The sequence below is a fragment of the Streptomyces sp. NPDC050263 genome (assembly GCF_040655955.1).
GTDB lineage: Bacteria > Actinomycetota > Actinomycetes > Streptomycetales > Streptomycetaceae > Streptomyces.
This window is the reverse complement of sequence record NZ_JBFAKW010000078.1, coordinates 24241-43917: the sequence shown is the minus strand read 5'-3', so window position 1 is coordinate 43917 and position 19677 is coordinate 24241. Positions and strand designations below refer to the sequence as shown.

Here is a 19677-nt window from a genome sequence, read left to right as displayed (position 1 = left end):
GCCCGACTCGCCTTCGCGGGCGGCCGGTCCGGTCGCGGTGCCTCTTTCAGGGGGCGGCGGGGGTGCGCGGTGGCAGGCCGCCGGCCCGGTAGACCGCGTCGATGACCCTCATCGTCGCCGTCGCTTCCCGCGCGTCCGTCAGATTCGGCGCCCCGTCGGTCACGGCGTCGCGGAACGCCTCCAGCTGGAACGAGTAGGTCGTCCGCGGGTCGCCCTGTTCCACGACGACGCCCGAGTCCGTCGTGAGCGTCAACTCCCCGTACAGGTAGGGGTGGTAGGGCATGCGCACGTGCAGAGTCCCCGCCGAACCGGTGACGCGGAGCTCGGCGGCGTGACTTCCGGGCCCGTCCATGCTCGCGACGACCTCGCCGGACAGCCCGCCCGCGAAGGCGAGTCGGGCTGTCGTCGAGGCATCGACGCCGTCCACGTCACGGATCCGCGCCCCGGTCACCTCCGGCTCGCCGAACAGGTGGCGCAGCAGCCGTACCGGATAGCAGCCGAGGTCCATCAGGGCGCCGCCGCCGAGGTCCCGCTGCCACCGGATGTCGCCGGTGTCGGCGTGCGGCACGGTGAACTCCGCGCGGGCCGTGCCGAGTTCGCCGAGTACTCCGGAGTCGACGATCTCGGTCATCCGGGCCCACATCGGGTGGTACCGGGAGTGGAACGCCTCCATCACGACGAGCCCGCTCGACTCGGCGAGCTCCGCGATCGCCTCGGCCTCCTCGGCGTTCGCCGTGAACGGCTTCTCGCACAGCACGTGTTTGCCGGCCTCGACGGCGCGGCGTGTCCAGTGTCCGTGCAGGGCGGCGGGCGTGGGGACGTACACGGCGTCGACGGCGGGGTCGTCGACGATGGCGTCGTAGGTGGGGAGCGTTCTCGGGATGCCGTGTTCGGCCGCGAACGCGACGGCCCGCTGCGGGTCGCGGGCGGCGACGGCGGTGACCTCGACGCCGTCGAGGGTCGCGGCGGGCTCCAGGAGCGCCGACTGCACGATGCGGGCGGCGCCGAGTACGCCGATGGAGAGGCTCATCGGGCCAGTCCCGGGACGGCGGACAGCAGGAAGGCGTGGATGGCGGACTCCATCTTCACCGAGTCCCGGTCGAAGAGCCACTGGGCCTGGAGGCCGTTGATGAGGGCGAGCGTCATCGCGGCGAGGGTCTCCGGGTCCGCCGCCGAGCGCAGTTCGCCGCGTTCCGCGAGCGCGGTGTACGCGTCGGTGTAGAAGCGGCGGACGCTGTGGTAGCGCTCCGCGAAGTAGGTGTGCGCGGGGTGGCCGGGAGAGGTCGCCTCGCCGGAGAGGACGCAATGCAGTTCCATGATTCCCGGCTGCAGTTCGCTGTCCACGATGATGGCCAGCATGCCCCTCAGGGCCTCGACGGGGTGCGTCACCGGGTCGATCGCGTCGGCCGACCTCAGGAACCGGGCGCTGCGTTCGTCGCGCAGCTCCAGCACGGCGATGAGCAGGTCCTCCTTGCGCGCGAAGTGGTGCAGCAGCCCGGTGTGGCTGATGCCGGCGCGCTTGGCGACGTCCTTCATCGTGGCGCCGTAGAAGCCGGTCTCACCGAAGGCGTCCACACAGGCTTCGAGGATCCGTCGGCGCACCTCCGCCGATTTCGCGTACGGCCCACGGCCGCTGCTTGCGTTCATGCGCTCTCTCCCGGTGCTGCTGGATGCCGGACCGGTCCGGCGGCCTCATTGTCGGCCACCGCGAAGAGGGCGACCGCGAAAATAGTATCGCGATTCGAATTTCATGCTAGCGTAGAACCATCGCCGCCGGTCCCCATCGACCGAGCCGCGGCCTCTTCTCCGGTCTCCAGCAAGGATCTCGACGGTGACTGAACTGATTCCCGGCTTCCTCTGGGGGGCGTCGACCGCCCCGCACCAGATCGAAGGCAACAACGTCAACAGCGACTGGTGGGCGAACGAGCCGCACATGCCCGGCATGGCGCGCAGCGGTGACGCGGTCGACAGCTACCACCGGTACGCCGAGGACATGCGGCTGCTGGCCGACGCGGGTCTGAACTCCTACCGCTTCGGGATCGAGTGGGCGCGCATCGAGCCGTACGAGGGTCATGTGTCCCGCGCCGAACTGGCCCACTACCGGCGGATGATCGACACCGCCGTGGGCCTCGGCCTCACCCCGGTCGTCACCCTGCACCACTTCACCCACCCCCGCTGGTTCGCCGAGGACGGCGGCTGGATGGGCGACCGCGCCATCGACCGCTTCCGGTCCTACGTGGAGACCGCCACCCGGATCCTCGACGGCGTCGAGTGGGTCTGCACCATCAACGAGCCGAACATGCTGGCCCTGATGGCGACGATGAGCCAGGCGATGGAGGCGCGGTCCGAGGAGGACGCGGCGAAGTGGCTGAGCCCCACGGTCGAGGGGGCCGCGCGCCCGGTGCTTCCCTCCCCCGACCCGAAGATCGGGCGCCGGCTGGCCGAGGCGCACCAGGCCGCCCGCGAGATCCTCAAGGAGCGCACTGACGCCAAGTCCGGCTGGACGGTGGCCAGCCAGGCCCTGACCCCGACCCCGGGCAACGAGGAGAAGCTGCGCGAGATCCGGTACGTCCGTGAGGACCTGTACCTCGAAGCGGCCCGCGGCGACGACTTCATCGGCGTGCAGTCCTACTCCAGCCAGGCAGTCGACGCGAACGGCATCGTCCCCCACCCCCAGGGTCCCGACACCACGCTGACCGGGAACGCGTACCGGCCCGACGCGATCGGCATCGCCGTCCGGCACGCCTGGGAGACGACGGGCGGAGTGCCCGTCCTGGTCACCGAGAACGGCATCGCCACCGATGACGACACCCGGCGCATCGCCTACACCTCGGAGGCCCTGCGGCACCTCTTCGACGCGGTCGACGACGGCATCGACGTACGGGGCTACCTGCACTGGACCGCCCTGGACAACTACGAATGGGGCCACTGGGAGCCCACGTTCGGACTGATCGCGGTCGACCGCGAGACGTTCGAGCGGCACCCGAAGCCGAGCCTCGGCTGGCTGGGAGAGGTCGCCCGCAGCGGCGGCAAGGGACTGGAGGGATCGGCATGACGACGACGGAGAACACGATGGGTCCTTGGGACGCCTCCGGGCTGCACTCCGTGGGCCGGCTGCCGATGCGCGCCCTGCGCCGCACCCCCGAGGTGGAGCTCGACGGCGCCTGGGACTTCCAGCTGCTGCCGACGCCCACCGCGCCACTCGGCCTGACCTGGAAGAAGATCCAGGTCCCGAGCCTGTGGACGATGCAGCCGGACCTCGCGGACGGTGACGTGCCGCACTACACGAACGTGCCGATGCCGTTCGACGAGGTGCCCCCGCAGGTTCCCGCGGACAATCCGACGGGCGTCTACCGCCGGGTCATCCAGCTGGCGCCCGTTCCCGGACGCCGGACGGTCCTGCACGTCGGAGCCGCCGAAGGCCTGTTGCGCGTGATCGTCAACGACCGTCCGGTGGGCAACAGTTCGGACTCGCACCTGGCGGCCGAGTTCGACATCACCGACGCCGTCGTGCCCGGCACGAACCGGATCGACCTCCGGGTCGCCAAGTGGTCCGCCGCCACCTACCTGGAGGACCAGGACCAGTGGTGGCAGTCGGGCCTGACCCGCTCGGTCTACCTCTACACGGTGCCGGACATCGCGCTGGCCGACGTGTCCGCCGTCGCCGACTACGACCCGGAGACCGGGCGAGGCGACCTCAAGGTGGACGTGTCCACGTCGGGCCTGGACCACCTCTACGACACCGGCGGCTGGTCGGTGCGGATCGACGTGCTGAACCGGTCGATCAGGCTGCCCGTCTCCGCCCGCCTCGTCACCCGCACCCTCCCCAAGCCGTCCCTGGACCGGTCGGTGCGCCCCGAGCCCCTGCTGCCCCCCGACTTCATGGACCTGCTCAGCATCAACGCGGCGGGCGCGCCCGTCCCGCCGGAGTTCCGCGCGATCCCGGCGACCATGACCCAGCTCCCGGCCCCGGCGGCGCCCGCCGGCTGCGTGGCCTTCTCCCTCTCCGACCTCCCCGTCACGCCCTGGTCGGCGGAGACCCCGCACCTTGAGGACCTCGTGGTCCAGCTCGTGTCACCGGACGGGAAGGTCGCCGACGAGGCCCGGGTCCGGATCGGCTTCCGCCGGGTGCGTGTCGAGGGCCGCGACCTCCTCGTCAACGGCGAGCGGATCCTCATCCAGGGCGTCGCGCGCCACGACGTCGACCCGCGCACCGGGCGTGTCATGTCCCGCGAACGGCAGCTGGCGGAGCTGTCCCTGCTCAAGCGGTTCAACGTGAACGCGATCCGCACCTCCCACTACCCCAACGACCCGCAGTTCCTGGACCTGTGCGACGAGATCGGGTTCTACGTGGTCGACGAGGCGGACGTCGAAGGGCACGCCTTCGCCTCGACTATCGCCGACGACCCCGCCTACCTGTCCGAGATCGTCGAGCGCGTCTCCCGGATGGTGCTGCGCGACCGCAACCACCCGTCGGTGATCTCCTGGTCGCTGGGCAACGAGACCGGCTACGGCGCGGCCCACGACGCCGCCGCCGGCTGGATCCGGAGCTTCGACCCCACCCGGCCCCTGCACTACGAGGGCGCGATCTCCGCCGACTGGCACGTCGGGCACGCCGCGACCGACCTCCTGTGCCCGATGTACCCGGCCCTCGCCAGCCTCACCGGCTACTCCGCCGACCCGCGCGCCGACCGCCCGCTGATCACCTGCGAGTACGCGTTCTCCATGGGCAACGGCACCGGCGGGCTCTCCGACTACTGGGAGCTCTTCGAGTCGCTGCCCGGACTCCAGGGCGGCTTCATCTGGCACTTCACGGACCACTCCCTCGACCCGGACGGCGACGGGAGGTACCGCTACGGCGGCGACTTCGGCGACGAGACCCACAACGGGCCGATGCTCGCCTACGGCGTGGTGTTCCCCGACCTCACCCCGAAGCCGGCCATGTTCGAGGCGCGCGGCCTCTTCAGCCCGGTCCGCGTCGTCTCCGACGCCGAGGAAGCGCGGGCCGGAACGCTCCGGATCCGCAACCGCCAGTCGTTCGCGGACCTCGGCGCCTACACGCTGGAGCTGCGTGTCGAGACCCCGGCCGGTCCGGTCGGCGCCGTCGCCGTCCCGACCCCGGAGGTGGCCGCGGGCGCCGAGGGCACGATCGAGATCCCCGCCTCGGTACGGGAACTGGTCAAGAGCGGGCCGCTCGCGCTCACCCTGACCGTCCGCACCCGTGAAACCGCCCTGTGGGCCCCGGCCGGCACCGAGATCGCGGCCGAGCAGGTCACCTTCCCCCAGGCGCCCGTACGGCTTCCCGCCGCCCCGGCGCGCAGGCCCGTGCTGCCCGTCGACACCAAGGGCAACCTGAACCACCCCCTCCTTCGCCGCTCCCCTCGGCTCAGCCTGTGGCGGGCACTGACCTGCCACGACAAGTCGTTCTCCCTCGACAACCGGTTCGTCCGCACCGGCTTCTTCCAGCTCACGCCTGCCGACGTCGAGGTCAAGGAGACCGGCGACGGGGCCCTCGTCACCACCCGCTACGAGGCCGCCTTCGGCGACGAGGTCGTGCACCGGCGGACGATCACCGCGCTCGGCGACGGCGACTGGGTCCTCGCCGAGCAGGTGTCCCTTCCGGAGGGCACCGGCGACGGGCTGCGCGTCGGCGTGGAGTTCGAGCTCGTCGACGGTTTCGAGGATGCGGGCTGGGTCGGTCTCGGCCCGTGGGAGAACTACCCCGACCGGCGGGCCTCTGCCCTGCTCGGCGCCTGGGAGAGCCCCATCGACGACCTGGCCGTGCCCTACATCCTCCCCCAGGAGAACGGCACCCGAGGCGGGGTCACCGCACTGACCCTGACCGGCCCCGCCGGCACGGTCAGCACCACCCACCCGACCGCGCTCCACATGAACGTGGGCCGGTACGAGGTGAGCGAGATCGAGGCGGCCGAGCACTGGTGGGAGCTGCAGCCGAGCGGCAAGACCGTGGTGCACCTCGACATCGCCCACCGCGGCCTCGGCACGGCGGTCCTCGGCCCGGACACCCACCCGCGCCACCGGCTCGCCGGCAGCGAGTACGCGTGGGAGTGGCGTCTGACGCTCTCCCAGACCGACTGACGGCGCGCTGACACGCACGTCCGCCGGGCCCCCACCACAACACCGCGTAGGAGAACCCTCGATGCTCAAGCCCCGCCCCACCGCCACCCGCGAGCTGGTGAACCTCGACGGGATCTGGCGGTTCGCCGTAGACCGAGGTGTCTCCCCGGCCGTCGGTTCCGAGCCCTGGACCGGCCCGCTCGACACCCGGCTGGAGGCACCCGTACCGGCCAGCTACAACGACCTGTTCACCGACAGCGCGATCCGCGACCACGTCGGCTGGGTCTGGTACCAGCGCCAGGTTCGGGTACCGCGCGGCTGGGCGGGCGAGCGGGTCGTGCTGCGGGTGGACGCGGCCACGCACGAGGGGAAGGTGTACGTCGACGACGTGCTGGTCGCCCAGCACGTGGGCGGCTACACGCCCTTCGAGGCGGACATCACCGCACACGTGCGGTCCGGCGGGGAGTTCAGGCTCACCATCGGCGTCAACAACGAGCTGACCAGCGTCACGATGCCGCCGGGCACGATCACCGTCTCCCACGACGGCCGGCGCAAGCAGACGTACCTGCACGACTTCTACAACTACGCGGGGCTCGCCCGCTCGGTGTGGCTGTACAGCAAGCCGACAGTCCACGTCCAGGACATCACCGTCGTGACCGACCTCGACGGCACGACCGGCACCGTCGACTACGCGGTCGAGACGAACGCGCCCGCCACGGTCCGGGTGCGCGCGCTCGACGCCGACGGCATCGAGGTCGCCGCCGGGGAGGGAACGAACGGCACCCTGCGGATCGACGACGTGACGCTGTGGCGGCCGGGCGCGGCATACCTCTACGACCTCGTCGTGGACGTCCTGGACGGCGACGGCGAGGTCGTGGACACCTTCGCCGAACCGTTCGGGGTGCGCACGGTAGAGGTGCGCGGCACCCGGTTCCTCATCAACGGGGAGCCGTTCTACTTCACCGGCTTCGGCAAGCACGAGGACTCCCCCGTGCGCGGCAAGGGCCACGACGACGCCTATCTCGTGCACGACTTCCAGCTGATGGAATGGATAGGCGCCAACTCCTTCCGTACCTCGCACTATCCGTACGCCGAGGAGGTCATGGAGTTCGCCGACCGGCACGGCATCGTCGTCATCGACGAGACCGCGGCCGTCGGCCTCAACCTTGCCGTGGAGGCCGGGCTCATGGGCACCCCTCCCCGGCCCACCTTCTCCGACGACACGTTCAACGACGACACCCGCGCAGCGCACGCCCAGGCGATCCAGGAGCTGATCGCCCGCGACAAGAACCACCCCAGCGTCGTGATGTGGTGCATCGCCAACGAGCCGTCCTCCAACGAGGAAGGCGCGCGCGAATACTTCGAGCCCCTCGTCGAGCTGACCCGCAAGCTCGACCCCACCCGTCCGGTGACCTACGCGGCGGTGATGTTCGCGACGCACGAGAACGACCGCATCGCCGACCTCTTCGACGTCCTGTGCATCAACCGCTACTACGGCTGGTACATCGCCACCGGCGACCTGGCCACCGCGGAGACGTACCTGGAGGGCGATCTGCGCGGCTGGGCCGAGAAGTTCGGCAAGCCGATCATGATGAGCGAGTACGGGGCGGACACCCTGCCGGGGCTGCACTCCGTGTGGGACATGCCGTGGACGGAGGAGTACCAGCTCGCCTACCTGGAGGCGAACCACCGCGCCTTCGACCGCGTCGACGCCTTCATCGGCGAACACGTCTGGAACTTCGCCGACTTCCAGACGTCGAACGGCATCCACCGGGTCGGCGGCAACAAGAAGGGCGTCTTCACCCGGGAACGCCACCCCAAGGCGGCCGCCCACGCGCTGCGGCAGCGGTGGCTGCCGCTCGGCGGGCGCAAGCCTTCGAACGCCTCTGAATCGTCCCGCGAAGCCGACGGCCCGGGGCCCTCACAGTGCGATGAGGCATGATTTCGTACCCGAACAGTTCGTCCCCGGTGGGGAGCGGCGCCGCCGCACAGCCCGGTTCGCGGACCGGCCGGCGCGCGGCCGGCGCCGGGCGCAAGCGCCTCGACGACGACCGCCGGGACGAGCTGCTGGGGCGGCTGCAGACGATCGTCCTGGCGGAGGGCTTCGCCGGGCTGACCGTCGACACGCTCGCCGCCCGGCTGCAGTGCTCGAAGTCCACGCTGTACGCGCTCTCCTCCAACCGCCACCACCTCGTGGCGACCGCTCTCAAGAGCTTCTTCCACGACGCCGCCGAGCAGGTGGAGAAAGAGGTCGCCGCGGTCGCGGACCCGGCCCGGCGGATCGCCGTCTATCTGGCGGCGGTGGGCAATCAGATGCGCCGCATGTCTGCGGCCTGCTACGCAGACATGCTCGACAGCGACACGGCCCGGGAGATCTACACGATCAACTCGCTCGCGGCGACGAGCAGGGTCCGCGGGATGATCCACGTGGGAGTGGAGTCGGGCGACTTCCGCGCGGTGCACGCCGAGTTCGTCAGCCAGGCCGTGGGGCTGCTGATCGACGGCATCCACAGCCGTGAGCTGCTCGATTCGACGGGGCTGTCCTCCGGGGACGCCTTCATCGAGCTGAGCGACCTCGTCCTCGGAGCGGTCTCCAAGACGCCTCGCTGACCGGCGGGGAGCCACAGACCTCACCAACGATCACGCTATTTACGCGTTTACCACGACATCCATCCTTCACACTCTCTTGATGAATACTTCATAGAGTACTAAAGTACGCGAAATCGTACCCACCCGTCACACCCGCACCGAAGGTCGCCTTCGTCGTTCCGTTATGAGGCAAGCGATGGACCTCTCCGATCCCCACTCCGCCGTGGACCCGCTCGACCGGGTCCACGAGCTGATCGCCCTGTGCAGCGACCCGCACGCGAGCGTCGCCCACCTGCTCTGCGACGGGCATCCGTCCGACGCCGTCGCCTACACGGTCGTCGAGCCGGACCTGTCGGCCACCGTGCTCACGTACGGGCGGCTCAAGACCGAGTCCGAGCGCTTCGCCGCCGCCCTGGCCGATCTCGGCGTCGGGCCGGGCGACCGGGTCGCGACGCTGATGGGCAAGAGCGTCGACTACCTCGTCGCGCTGCTGGCGACCTGGCGGCTCGGCGCGGTGACGGTGCCGCTGTTCACCGCCTTCGCGCCCCCGGCGATCGCCCTGCGGCTGCTGGCCAGTGACGCCAAGGTCGTCATCTGCGACGAGACGCAGCGGGCGAAGCTCGAACCGGGCGAGGACATCCCCGCGGACGCGACGTGGCGGATCGTCGTCAGCGGCGGCGCCGGCCGGCCCGGCGATCTCCGCTTCGCCGAGCTGCTCGACGCGCACACGCCCGGCCTGCCCGCCGCCGCCCTGGGCGGGGACGCGCCGCTCGTGCACATCTTCACGTCCGGTACGACGGGCCGCCCCAAGGGCGTCGTCGTGCCCGCCGCGGCGATCGCCGGCTTCCGCCTCTACGCCGAGTACGGCTGCGGCGTCACGAAGGACGACGTCTTCTGGAACGCCGCCGACCCCGGCTGGGCCTACGGGCTCTACTTCGGCGTGATCGCCTCGCTGAGCCTGGGGGTCCCCAGCGTCATGCTGCACTCCGGGTTCTCCGCCGAGCTGACCTGGCGGGTGATGGACGACCTCAAGGTCACCAACTTCGCCGCCGCGCCCACCGTCTACCGGTCGCTGCGCGCCTCCGGCGTCCCGGTGCCCGACGGTCTCGCGCTGCGGCACGCGTCCAGTGCGGGCGAACCGCTGACCCCGGAGGTCAACGCCTGGGCCGAGCAGGCGTTCGGCATCCAGGTGCACGACCACTACGGGCAGACCGAGGCGGGCATGCTGATCAACAACCACCAGCTCCCGGCGCTACGGCACCCGGTGCGGCCCGGGTCGATGGGGCATCCGATGCCCGGGTGGAGCCTGCACGTCCTCCACGAGGACCGCGACGAGATCGCCCCCGCGGGCACCGTCGGCCGCATCGCCGCCGACCTCAAGGCGAGTCCGCTGGCCTGGTTCCGGGGGTACGAGGGCGATCCGGCGAAGAGCGCGGAGAAGTTCAGCGAAGACGGCCGCTGGTACTACACCGGCGACGTCGGGCGGGTGGACGACGAGGGCTACTTCCACTTCTCGTCACGGGACGACGACGTGATCATCATGGCCGGTTACCGCATCGGCCCGTTCGAGGTCGAGTCCGTCCTGGTCACCCACCCCGCCGTGGTCGAGTGCGCGGTCGTCGCCGCACCCGACGAAGTCCGCGGCGAGGTGCTGGAGGCCTTCGTCGTCCTCCAGGACGGCGTGGAAGCCTCCGACGCGCTGGCCACCGAGCTCCAGCAGCTCGTGAAGAAGCGCTTCGCCGCCCACGCCTACCCCCGCACGGTGCACTTCACCGACCTGCTGCCGAAGACGCCCAGCGGAAAGATCCAGCGCTTCGTCCTGCGCCAGGGGCGCCGGACCGACCCGAAGGCCCGCCCGTGACCACCGCAGTGCTCACCGAGCAGACCGGGGCCGTCCGCCGGATCCGGCTCAACCGGCCCGAGAGCCGGAACTCGATCAACCCGGAGCTGATCCGGGCCCTGGACGCCGCCGTCTCGGCCGCGATGCAGGACCCGGACACCGAGGCGGTGGTGATCTCCGGGAACGGGCCGAGCTTCTGCGCCGGAGCCGATCTGCGCCACCTGCTGGAACTGGCCCGCACGGGCGGCGATCCCCTGGCGTTCCTCGGCGCCGTCTCCGAGTGCTTCACCCGGCTGGAAATGGCGCCCAAGCCCGTCATCGCCGCCGTGCACGGCCATGTCGTCGCCGGGGGGCTGGAGCTGGCGCTCGCCTGCGACGCGGTCGTGGCCCGGGCGGGCACGGTCATCGGCGACGGACACATCCGCAACGGCCTGCTGCCCGGGGCCGGCTCGAGCGTAAGACTGCCCCGCAAGGTGGGCGATCCGCTGGCCCGCCGCCTGATGCTCACCGGTGAACTGCTGCCCGCCGAACACTTCGTGCCCAGCGGCTTCGTCCAAGCCGTCGCCGAGGCCGAGGAGTTCGAAGCCACCGTCACCGCCGTGGCGCGGTCCTTCACCGGACTGCCGCCCGGCCAGGCGTGGATGAAGCAACTGCTCGCCGATCCGAGTGTGGCGGAGGACCTGCTGCAGGAGCTCGACGTGTTCGCCGAGCACTGGCACGAGCAGGACATCGCCGCCAAGCTCACCCGTTTCTTCGACCAGCGAGCCGTGAGGTAGCACCGTGCAGCGTTATACAGAACGTGTCGTCCTGATCACCGGAGCCGGGCAGGGCCTGGGCCGTGCCATGGCCCTCCGATTCGCCGCGGAGGGCGCCCGGCTGGCGTTGTGCGACCTCAACGAGACCTCGGTGAAGGAGACGGCCGAGGAGTGCGGCGGCGACGCGAGCACATCGGTCGTGAACGTGGCCGACCCCCGACAGGTCGACGAGTGGGTGGCCCGCACCGTGGACGCCTTCGGCCGGGCGGACGTACTGGTGAACAACGCCGGCGTGATCCGGGACAACCGCCTGGAGCGGATGACCGACGACGAGTGGGACGCCGTCGTCGACGTCAGCCTGCGCGGCATGTTCCACTGCTGCCGGGCCGTGTTCCCGCACATGAAACGGCAGAACTACGGCCGGATCCTGTCCTTCTCCTCCATGTCCTGGCGCGGCAACTTCGGGCAGGTCAACTACGCGGCGGCGAAGGCCGGCGTGGTGGGCATGGCCCGCACCATCGCCCTCGAAGGCGCCCCGCACGGCATCACGTCGAACGCCATCGCACCCGGCCTCATCAGCACACCGATGCTGGCCTCGATGAACGACGCAGCCCGCGCCAAACTCGCCGCCCGGGTGCCCATGGGGCACATCGGCGACCCCACGGACATCGCCGAGGCCGCCGCCTACCTGTGCTCGGAGGCGGCCCGGTACGTGACGGGCGTGGTCCTCGACGTGGACGGCGGGATCAGCACCGGCAGCGCCCTGCGCTGACACACCACGAACCGACGGGAAGGGCACGACAACATGGCTGACACCGCTGAACTCGAGCCCGCGGTGCCGACGGCGAGGCCCGCGGACTCCTCCGGGTCCATGCCGTCCCTGACCTGCGTCTGGTGCCGGGAGACGATGAACAGCGCGTAGTCCACGCCGACGGCCAGGCCCAGCATCACGGCGAGCATCAGCGCGGTGCTGTCCATCTCGACGACGCTGGTGAGCGTCAGCAGCGACAGGACGCCCAGTGCCACCCCCACCACGGCCATGGCCAGCGGGACGACGGCCGCGCGCAGCGAGCGGAACACCAGGATCAGGACGATCAGGGTGATCAGCATGCCGGCCGCTTCACCGGCGCCGCCGGCGGCCGACTCCACGGGGTCGAACGCCTGGCCTCCCAGGGCCACGGTCAGCCCCTCGGACCGCGCCTGCTCCGCCGCCGCCTCGATCTCCCTGACCGAAGCCGCGGCGATCTTGTCGCCCTGCTCGGTGGTGAAGGTGACCTGGCCTATGCCGGTACGGCCGTCGCGGGAGACGCTCCCCGCCGCGGCCGAGGGGACGGTCACGGACTCCACGCCGGGGGTCTTCGCGATCCGGGCGGTGGCCGTGCGGATCGCGTCGGCCGCCGGACCGGCCGTCACCTTCTCGCCCTGCGGAGCACGGACGAGAGACCGCGGGGCCCGACGACCGCGACGCCATGAGCCGACCGGGTCCCGAGCCCCGTTCGGCCCCGCCGGGGACGCTTCTCACACGGAACTCCCATGGAAGACACCTGGCCCGTCGGGCACCCTTGACCAGGTACGGCACGCAGGGAAAGGGCTCCACCGATGAACGACGAGGCGACCGCCGACGCGGACCGGAAGGAGCCGCGCGTGCGGGAGCGGCTGCTGGTGGTCGACGACGAACCGGCGATCGTGGACACCGTCACCCGATTCCTGCGGTTCATCGGATACGAGGTGCGCACCGCGGCGACCGGCCGTGAAGCGCTGTCCCTGGCAAGGGAGTTCCTGCCCGACCTGGTCCTGCTCGACATCATGCTGCCGGACAGCGACGGCTTCGAGGTCCTGCACCGGCTGCGCGCCGACGGCCTCCCGGTCGCCGTCGTCTTCCTCACCGCCCGCGACACGCGCAAGGACCTCGTACGGGGCCTCACCGCGGGCGGCGACGACTACATCACCAAGCCGTTCGGCCTGGACGAGGTCGCCGCCCGCGTCGGCGCCGTCCTGCGCCGCACCCGGGCACACCGCCCGAGCGACCCCACGGTCGGGGTCGCCGACCTCACCCTCAACACCTCGACCCACGAGGTGCGCAGGGCCGGCGCCCTCATCGACCTGTCCCCCACGGAGTTCCGGCTGCTGCGGTATCTGATGCTGCACCAGGGCCGGGTGATCACCCGCGCCCGGCTTCTGGAGCATGTGTGGTCGTACGACTTCAACGGCGACGACACCGTGGTGGCCACCTACATCAGCTATCTGCGCCGCAAGGTCGACAGCCATGGCGAGCCACTGATCCACACGCACCGAGGTGTCGGCTACAGCCTCCGGGCCACGGAGTGCTGACCCGGCGCTGGTGGCGGAACCGGCCCCTGCGCACCCGGATCAGCATCCTGCTCATCGTGCTGTTCAACGGCGTGCTGACGGTCACCAGCATCGTGACGTTCTCGGTACTGCGGTCCTCGTTGTACAAGGAACTCGACCACCGGCTGACCACGACGACCGCCGGCATGACGACCGCCGACGCAGCCGGCATCACGATCGCGGGCAGGGACTCCACCGGCTACGGGTGGGTCCGGTTCGGCGGTGATCTGTACATCGCACTCCTCGGCGGCGCCGAACACCCCCGTGGTCCGGGCCCGCGCTATCCCGACCCGGCGCCTGCGGCGGGCACGCCGTTGACCGTACCGGCGAACGACCCGGCGAGTTCCGCGAAGTACCGGCTCGCCACCGCCCGGCTCGCCGACGGCCGGACCGCCGTGGCCGCCGTCGACACCGCCGCGACCGAGGCCTCGGTCCGCCGGGCGGTCCTGGTGGTCGTCGCCGTCCAATTGCTCGCCGACGTCGTCCTGGCCGTGCTGGGCGTCCTCGTCGTACGGCGCTCCCTGCGCCCGCTGGAGCACGCGGCGCAGACCGCCGACCGCATCGCCACCGGCGACTTCGCCCCGCGTCTGGTCGAGGCTCGCGTCGCCCCGAAGACCGAGGTGGGCCGGCTCTCCGGCGCCCTCAACCGGATGCTGGACCAGATCCACGCCGCCCTCGCCGCCCGCGATGTGTCGGAGGAGCGGCTGCGCCAGTTCGTCGCGGACGCCTCGCACGAACTGCGCACCCCGTTGCAGTCGATCCGTGGCTATGGCGAGCTGTACCAGCGCGGAGCCCTGCCCGACGCCGAGGCCGTCGACGAGGCCATGGACCGCATGCTGGCCGAGGTCCACCGGATGACCCGCCTCGTGGAATCGCTGCTCATGCTGGCCCGCTTCGACGAGGACGACCCGGACGACCTCGAACCCGTCGATCTCAGCCGCGTGGTCACCGAGTCCTGCCGGGACGCGGCCGCGGTCGAACCGACCCGCCCGTGGACGGTCACCGTGACTCCGGACGTCACGGTACGCGGGGACGAGGCCCAACTGCGCGGAGTCGTCGCCAACTTGCTGGCCAACGTACGGATGCACACACCGCCCGAAGCGGGCTGCTCGCTCGAACTGTCGACCGTGGAGGAGCACGCCGTACTGCGTGTCCGCGACCACGGTCCGGGCATCCCCGCCGACGCCGTCCCCAAGGTCTTCGACCGCTTCTACCGCGCCGACAAGAGCAGAGGCCGGGCCCGGGGCGGCAGCGGTCTGGGGCTGTCGATCGTCGCGGCCGTCGCCGACCTGCACGGCGGCACCGTGCGCGTCGAGTGCCCGGCGGACGGCGGGACACTGGTCGAGGTGGCCCTGCCCGTGCTGTGAACGGCCCTAAGGGCTGTCCCGCAATCCCTGGCGGGCGCGCGACGACAGCTACGGCACCTCGCCGCGTTGTCGGAACGCCCGAATACATCCAGTATGCGGACGTGCCTCCGCCTTGCGATGCACCGCATCTGACGCCGCGCGCTGATCCACCAGGGATTACGGGACAGCCCTTAGATGCGCATGGTGGTGCCGCCGTCGACGCACAGGATCTGGCCGGTCGTCCACTCCGAGAGGTCGGAGAGCAGGAACGCGACGGTGGCGCCGATGTCCCGGGGCTCTCCGTGGCGTGGCGCGGGCGTCCCCGTGAGAATCATGTCGCGGAAGTCCTCGGGGAGGTTCAGCTTCGTCGCCTCCGTCATCACCAGGCCAGGGGCGACGCCGTTGGCGCGGATGCCGTCCTTTCCGTACTTGCGCGCGACATGGCGGGTCAGCGCGCCGATGCCGGCCTTCGTCACCGAGTAGGCGACCTTGTCCGCCATACCGGCGTACACCGCGCCGGACAGGGTGTTCACCACGGATCCGCCGCCGCTCGCGATCATGTGGGGCAGGGTGTGCTTGAGGGTCAGCAGGTAGCCCGTCAGATTGACGTCGATCGTGCGCTGCCAGGCCGCCAGGTCGATGTCGACGACGTTCGTGTCCTTGGCGACCTCGTCGGGATGGATGTTGGCGGCCACGTTGAAGAGTCCGTCGATCCGCCCGTACTCCTTCATCGTCCGGTCGATCTGGTACTTGACCTGCTGCTCGTCCGAGATGTCGACGACCATCGCGACACCGTCTCCCCCGGCGTCCCGAGCGGCCCGCAAGGTGGCCTCGGCCGAGGCCTCCACGACGTCGCTCACCACGATCGTGGCACCGCCGGCGCCCAGGAACTTCGCCGTCGCGGTGGCGAGCCCGCCCGCACCGGCGAGAACGACGACCTTGTTGTCGAGGCCTTCCATCAACTGTCTCCCTCAAAGTGGATGCCACGGTTCCCCATAAACGTACAATGGTGTACGGATAATGACCAGTAGTCTGCGACGCATGTCAGAAGAGGCTCAGCGCACGAAACGGCGAGACGCCGCCCGCAACCGGGAGCGGCTGCTGACAGCCGCCCGCAAGGCGTTCGCCGAACAGGGACCCGACGTCGCCTTCGAGGAGATCGCCCGCACCGCCGAGGTCAGCCGGACCACGATCTACCGCAACTTCGCCACCCGACAGGAACTCGCGGCGACGGTCTACGAGGACAACGTCACGCGCATCGAGCAGGAGGCCGCGGGACTGGGCGAGCGCCCGGACGCCGTCGTACGTCTCCTCGACTTCGTGCTCGACATGCAGCGCGACAACCGGACCCTCGCGCACATCCTGTCCGGCGCGGACATCGCCTGGCTGACCCACCTCTCCACCAGGACCGTCGCCGCGTTCCGGCCCCACTTCGAGCGCGGCCTCGCGGCCGGAGTCGTCCGCCGGGACGTCGAGGTCGAGGACCTGATGCTGACCTTCCCCATGGCGGCCGGAGTGATGGCGGACAACGACGTCGTCCACCGGGAGGAGCTGAACGACCGCGTCCGCGCCATGCTCCACCGAGCCCTCTTCACGGACCAGGAGCGCCGCGACTGACGGACGACCGCAGGCCCTACGACGGCTCGATCGCGTCCACGACGACCTCGACCGGAGCGCACCCGGCCGCCGTGACGGTGACGCCGATCTCTCCCGCTCCGCCCGGCCGGACGACCGCGACGACCCGTCCGTCGTACGTGCGACGCGTGGCGGAGGCGAAGGTCTCCTCGGTGGCCGGGTCGCCACTGCCCATCCCCTGCAACACGCCTGGACCGGTCACCGCGACCGTGACCTCACGCTCCTCCTCCACGAACCGGTTCCCCTCACCGTCGACCAGGGAGATCTCGACGTAGGCCAGGTCGGAGTCGTCGGCCCGGATCACCGCCCGGTCGACGAGCGCTCGGAGCAGCATCGGTCCGGTTGCCGACCGAAGGCCGAAGCGGCCCGTCTCGACGCCGTCGCGATAGGCGATCGCGGTGACGGTCCCCGGCGCGTACAGGGTGTCGAAAGAAGTGCGGAACCGGTGATCAGGGCCCGTCGGCCTGCGGCCGATCGACCGGTCGTTGACGAGCAACTCGACCTCGTCGGCGTCGCTGTAGACCTCGACCACGACAGGGCGCCCCTGGGATTCCCCCCAACTCCAACTCGCGACGCTGTCGCTCCACGCCCACGGACCGGTTTCGACCCGCCGGCCGTGGCGCGAAGGTCGCTGCACCGCGATGTACGGGGCGGCACGCAGGCCGTACACGATCTCCCGGTAGTAGGAGGCGGGGCGACGCCACCCTGTGATGTCGATGTCGCCGCATCCGGCGACCAGCCAGGGATACGGCCCGCTCAGCGGCTCGCCGGGGTGCTCGTCGTCCGGGTAGCGGACGCGGCCGATGCCGGCCTCGCCCAGGTAGTCCCAGCCCGTCCAGGTGAAGTCGCCGAGGACATGGGTGTTGCGCTCGACCAGGTCCCAGTACCGGTCGATGCGCGTCGGGAAGGTCTCGGTACCCAGGATGATCCGGTTCGGGAACAGCTCACGGTCGGTCTCGTAGCGACTGTCGAGATAGTTCATGCCGGCTACGTCGAGCACGCCGAACGACTCGGCCGTCTTGCGGGTGACGTTCTCGGAGGACCCGATGCCGTTCATCAGGTCTCCGAGGTCCGACATCAAAGTGTTGATGCCGGGGCCGTCGTCGCCGACCGCCGGCGCGGGGTCGGCGTGCGTCGGCTCGGTCTTCGGCTGCATCATCTCGACGATGTCGGGCATCACGGCCAGCATGCCGTTGATGCCGTTCGTCACGAACCTCGTGTCGTCGAGCGAGCGCACCTTCTCGGCGAGTCTGCGGCTCCACACCCCGCCCAGGGGAGTTCCGGTCTCCGGGATTTCGTTGCCGATCGAGTAGAGGATGACGCTGGGGTGATTGAAGCCCCTCGCGATCATCGACTCGAGGTCCCGCTCCCACCACTCCACGAAGTGCAGGGCCGCGCCGAAATCGGTCTTGCCCGAGGTCCACATGTCGAAGGCCTCGTCGATCACCAGCATCCCCAGCCGGTCACAGGCGTCGAGCATGGCCGTGCTCATGGGGTTGTGCGAGGACCGGAGGGCGTTGAACCCTGCCTCTTTGAGGATCTCCACTCGGCGCTCGTCCGCCCGCGCGATGGTGGCGGCGCCGATGACGCCGTTGTCGTGATGCACGCACGCGCCCCGCAGCTTCACGGTCTCGCCATTGATGCGCAGCCCCGAGACCGGGTTCAACTGCAGGCGTCGTATGCCGAACCGGACCGACCGCGACTCCGACAGCCGACCGTTGTCGTACAACTCGACCGAGGCGGTGTGGAGATGTGGCGTGTCGACGTTCCACAGCGCGGGGTCGTCCACGTAGTGCCTGAGGCGACTGACGGCCGGCTCACCGGGCAGCACGGTGACCGGCGTGGACGATGAGGCGACGGGTCGGCCGACGGGGTCGGTGATCTCGGTTCGGACCTCGACCGTGCGCGTGGCGGCGGAGTCGTTGGCCACCGTGATCTCGACTTCCACGACGGCCAGTCGGGGCTCGATGTCGGGCGTGCGGACACGGATTCCGTCGACCGCGAGATGCACCGGCTCCAGGACGTGCATCCAGACGTCCCGGTACACGCCGGCGCCGGTGTACCAACGGCCGTCCTGGTGATTGCGCGCCTCGACACGGATCTCGTTGCGGCCCTCGCGGACCAGATCGCTCACGTCCACGAGGAAACGGGCGTATCCGGAAGGTCGCTGACCGGCGTAGTCGCCGTTCACGTAGATCAGGGCGTCGCGGTACACACCCTCGAACTCGAAGATCACACGCTTGCCGAGCCCGCTCTCAGGGAGGTCGAAGGATTTTCGGTACTCGTAGACACCGCCGGGATAGTAGGCCGCCCAGGCTCCGTTCGGCAGCTGCGGATCACGGTCGCGGGTGATCATCGCGTCATGCGGCAGGGTGACGTCCTGGTAGGGGACCGCGGCCCTGCCCATGTCCGCGAACGGATTGGACTTCTCGCGATACTGCCATCCGCCGTTGAAGCTGCCACGACTCATCGGTGTTCCTCCGTAGCGGGTGAGTGCGGTATCCAGGCCGGCCACCGGGCGACATAAAACGTACGCCACTGTACGGATCCATGAACAGATCGCCGACCGATGTCGTCCCGCCGGCGGGAGCCGGGTCGGTCACGTGAGAAACCCGCCAGATCTGCGCAACTCCGTCCTCGGTGACCTCGATGAATCGGCCGGCCCGGTTCCCACTCCCGTAAACCGAGAACCGCTCTCCTTCCTGACCCGCTCGAACGAAGGACACGTGACACGGCCACCGGCGTCTCAGGTCCGACGGCATCCAACGCCTGCTCCCCACCTCACGTCGGAACAGCAGTTCGCTCGGCTCGGCGGCTTGATCGCTCCCGGGTCGTCGGCGCAGGCCCAGGACGGTACCGGAGCCGGCCCGCCAGCCACCCGAGCCGACCCTGGGAGTCGCGCCGGCGTCGGGCATCTCGCCCCGGTGCGGCTCTCGGTGACGATGCCCGCGGCTTGTGCGAGCCCGGTTGCGATCCAGGCCGTCGTACGCGAGGTGTCCCCGTTCGGGATCGGCGCGCCGGCCCATGACGGCGTCAGCGGGTTCTACACGCCTCCGGTTCGCAGTTCCCGACGTCGTGGGTGCGG

General features: G+C 70.3%; 14 protein-coding genes and 1 pseudogene. 10 read left to right on the top strand and 5 right to left on the bottom strand.

The features are described 5' to 3' along the window. Positions 1 to 46: 46 nt before the first annotated feature. On the bottom strand, positions 47 to 1030 hold the full coding sequence (locus AB0J04_RS29390) for a Gfo/Idh/MocA family oxidoreductase (protein WP_363171586.1): 984 nt from the start codon (positions 1028 to 1030) through the stop codon (positions 47 to 49). Continuing rightward, positions 1027 to 1647: a TetR/AcrR family transcriptional regulator gene (locus AB0J04_RS29385; RefSeq protein ID WP_363171585.1), complete on the bottom strand. Its 621-nt coding sequence runs from the start codon at positions 1645 to 1647 to the stop codon at positions 1027 to 1029. The genes AB0J04_RS29390 and AB0J04_RS29385 overlap by 4 nt, the downstream gene beginning before the upstream one ends. 184 nt (positions 1648 to 1831) lie before the next feature. Here AB0J04_RS29385 and AB0J04_RS29380 point away from each other — a divergent pair, with 184 nt between their 5' ends. The 7 genes from AB0J04_RS29380 (at position 1832) to AB0J04_RS29350 (ending at position 12034) form a co-directional block, all read left to right on the top strand. Then, positions 1832 to 3055: a family 1 glycosylhydrolase gene (locus AB0J04_RS29380; protein ID WP_363171584.1), complete on the top strand. Its 1224-nt coding sequence runs from the start codon at positions 1832 to 1834 to the stop codon at positions 3053 to 3055. Next, the gene (locus AB0J04_RS29375; RefSeq protein ID WP_363171583.1) at positions 3052 to 6099 is read left to right on the top strand and encodes a glycoside hydrolase family 2 TIM barrel-domain containing protein; all 3048 of its coding nucleotides are present in this window, start codon (positions 3052 to 3054) and stop codon (positions 6097 to 6099) included. The genes AB0J04_RS29380 and AB0J04_RS29375 overlap by 4 nt, the downstream gene beginning before the upstream one ends. Before the next feature lie 61 nt (positions 6100 to 6160). Then, positions 6161 to 8020 carry a beta-glucuronidase gene (uidA, locus tag AB0J04_RS29370; RefSeq protein WP_363171582.1) on the top strand — a complete coding sequence of 620 codons (1860 nt, stop codon included), beginning with the start codon at positions 6161 to 6163 and terminating at the stop codon, positions 8018 to 8020. Then, the gene (locus AB0J04_RS29365; protein ID WP_363171581.1) at positions 8017 to 8688 is read left to right on the top strand and encodes a TetR/AcrR family transcriptional regulator; all 672 of its coding nucleotides are present in this window, start codon (positions 8017 to 8019) and stop codon (positions 8686 to 8688) included. The genes uidA and AB0J04_RS29365 overlap by 4 nt, the downstream gene beginning before the upstream one ends. Before the next feature lie 175 nt (positions 8689 to 8863). Next, entirely contained in the window at positions 8864 to 10528 is a 1665-nt protein-coding gene (locus tag AB0J04_RS29360; RefSeq protein WP_363171580.1) for an AMP-binding protein, read from the top strand. Continuing rightward, positions 10525 to 11283, top strand: coding sequence for an enoyl-CoA hydratase/isomerase family protein (locus AB0J04_RS29355; RefSeq protein WP_363171579.1), 759 nt, complete (start codon positions 10525 to 10527; stop codon positions 11281 to 11283). Before AB0J04_RS29360 ends, AB0J04_RS29355 begins: the two co-directional genes overlap by 4 nt. 4 nt (positions 11284 to 11287) lie before the next feature. Continuing rightward, the gene (locus tag AB0J04_RS29350; RefSeq protein ID WP_363171578.1) at positions 11288 to 12034 is read left to right on the top strand and encodes an SDR family NAD(P)-dependent oxidoreductase; all 747 of its coding nucleotides are present in this window, start codon (positions 11288 to 11290) and stop codon (positions 12032 to 12034) included. Here the strand turns inward: AB0J04_RS29350 and AB0J04_RS29345 are convergent. Next, positions 11947 to 12693: pseudogene (locus AB0J04_RS29345) on the bottom strand (MMPL family transporter); the annotation flags it as partial. The gene AB0J04_RS29350 and the pseudogene AB0J04_RS29345 overlap by 88 nt on opposite strands. 168 nt (positions 12694 to 12861) lie before the next feature. On the opposite strand from AB0J04_RS29345, the gene AB0J04_RS29340 reads away from it, so the two are divergent. Beyond that, a complete protein-coding gene (locus tag AB0J04_RS29340) occupies positions 12862 to 13593 on the top strand; it encodes a response regulator transcription factor (protein WP_363171577.1) in 732 nt (243 codons plus the stop codon). Beyond that, a complete protein-coding gene (locus AB0J04_RS29335) occupies positions 13587 to 14978 on the top strand; it encodes an ATP-binding protein (RefSeq protein ID WP_363171576.1) in 1392 nt (463 codons plus the stop codon). Before AB0J04_RS29340 ends, AB0J04_RS29335 begins: the two co-directional genes overlap by 7 nt. Before the next feature lie 170 nt (positions 14979 to 15148). On the opposite strand, the gene AB0J04_RS29330 is transcribed toward AB0J04_RS29335, so the two are convergent. Further along, a complete protein-coding gene (locus AB0J04_RS29330; RefSeq protein ID WP_363171575.1) occupies positions 15149 to 15916 on the bottom strand; it encodes an SDR family NAD(P)-dependent oxidoreductase in 768 nt (255 codons plus the stop codon). A gap of 82 nt (positions 15917 to 15998) precedes the next feature. On the opposite strand from AB0J04_RS29330, the gene AB0J04_RS29325 reads away from it, so the two are divergent. Continuing rightward, entirely contained in the window at positions 15999 to 16574 is a 576-nt protein-coding gene (locus AB0J04_RS29325) for a helix-turn-helix domain-containing protein (protein WP_363171574.1), read from the top strand. Between the two features lie 16 nt (positions 16575 to 16590). Here AB0J04_RS29325 and AB0J04_RS29320 read toward each other — a convergent pair whose 3' ends face one another. After that, complete coding sequence (locus AB0J04_RS29320) at positions 16591 to 19062, bottom strand: glycoside hydrolase family 2 TIM barrel-domain containing protein (RefSeq protein ID WP_363171573.1); 2472 nt, start codon at positions 19060 to 19062, stop codon at positions 16591 to 16593. Positions 19063 to 19677 lie beyond the last annotated feature (615 nt).

Bases quoted from the DNA above. Each gene is read 5' to 3' on its own strand.
- AB0J04_RS29390 (WP_363171586.1), bottom strand. From the start codon at position 1,030: ATGAGCCTCTCCATCGGCGTACTCGGCGCCGCCCGCATCGTGCAGTCG.
- AB0J04_RS29385 (WP_363171585.1), bottom strand. From the start codon at position 1,647: ATGAACGCAAGCAGCGGCCGTGGGCCGTACGCGAAATCGGCGGAGGTG.
- AB0J04_RS29375 (WP_363171583.1), top strand. From the start codon at position 3,052: ATGACGACGACGGAGAACACGATGGGTCCTTGGGACGCCTCCGGGCTG.
- uidA (WP_363171582.1), top strand. From the start codon at position 6,161: ATGCTCAAGCCCCGCCCCACCGCCACCCGCGAGCTGGTGAACCTCGAC.
- AB0J04_RS29365 (WP_363171581.1), top strand. From the start codon at position 8,017: ATGATTTCGTACCCGAACAGTTCGTCCCCGGTGGGGAGCGGCGCCGCC.
- AB0J04_RS29360 (WP_363171580.1), top strand. From the start codon at position 8,864: ATGGACCTCTCCGATCCCCACTCCGCCGTGGACCCGCTCGACCGGGTC.
- AB0J04_RS29340 (WP_363171577.1), top strand. From the start codon at position 12,862: ATGAACGACGAGGCGACCGCCGACGCGGACCGGAAGGAGCCGCGCGTG.
- AB0J04_RS29330 (WP_363171575.1), bottom strand. From the start codon at position 15,916: ATGGAAGGCCTCGACAACAAGGTCGTCGTTCTCGCCGGTGCGGGCGGG.
- AB0J04_RS29325 (WP_363171574.1), top strand. From the start codon at position 15,999: ATGTCAGAAGAGGCTCAGCGCACGAAACGGCGAGACGCCGCCCGCAAC.
- AB0J04_RS29320 (WP_363171573.1), bottom strand. From the start codon at position 19,062: ATGAGTCGTGGCAGCTTCAACGGCGGATGGCAGTATCGCGAGAAGTCC.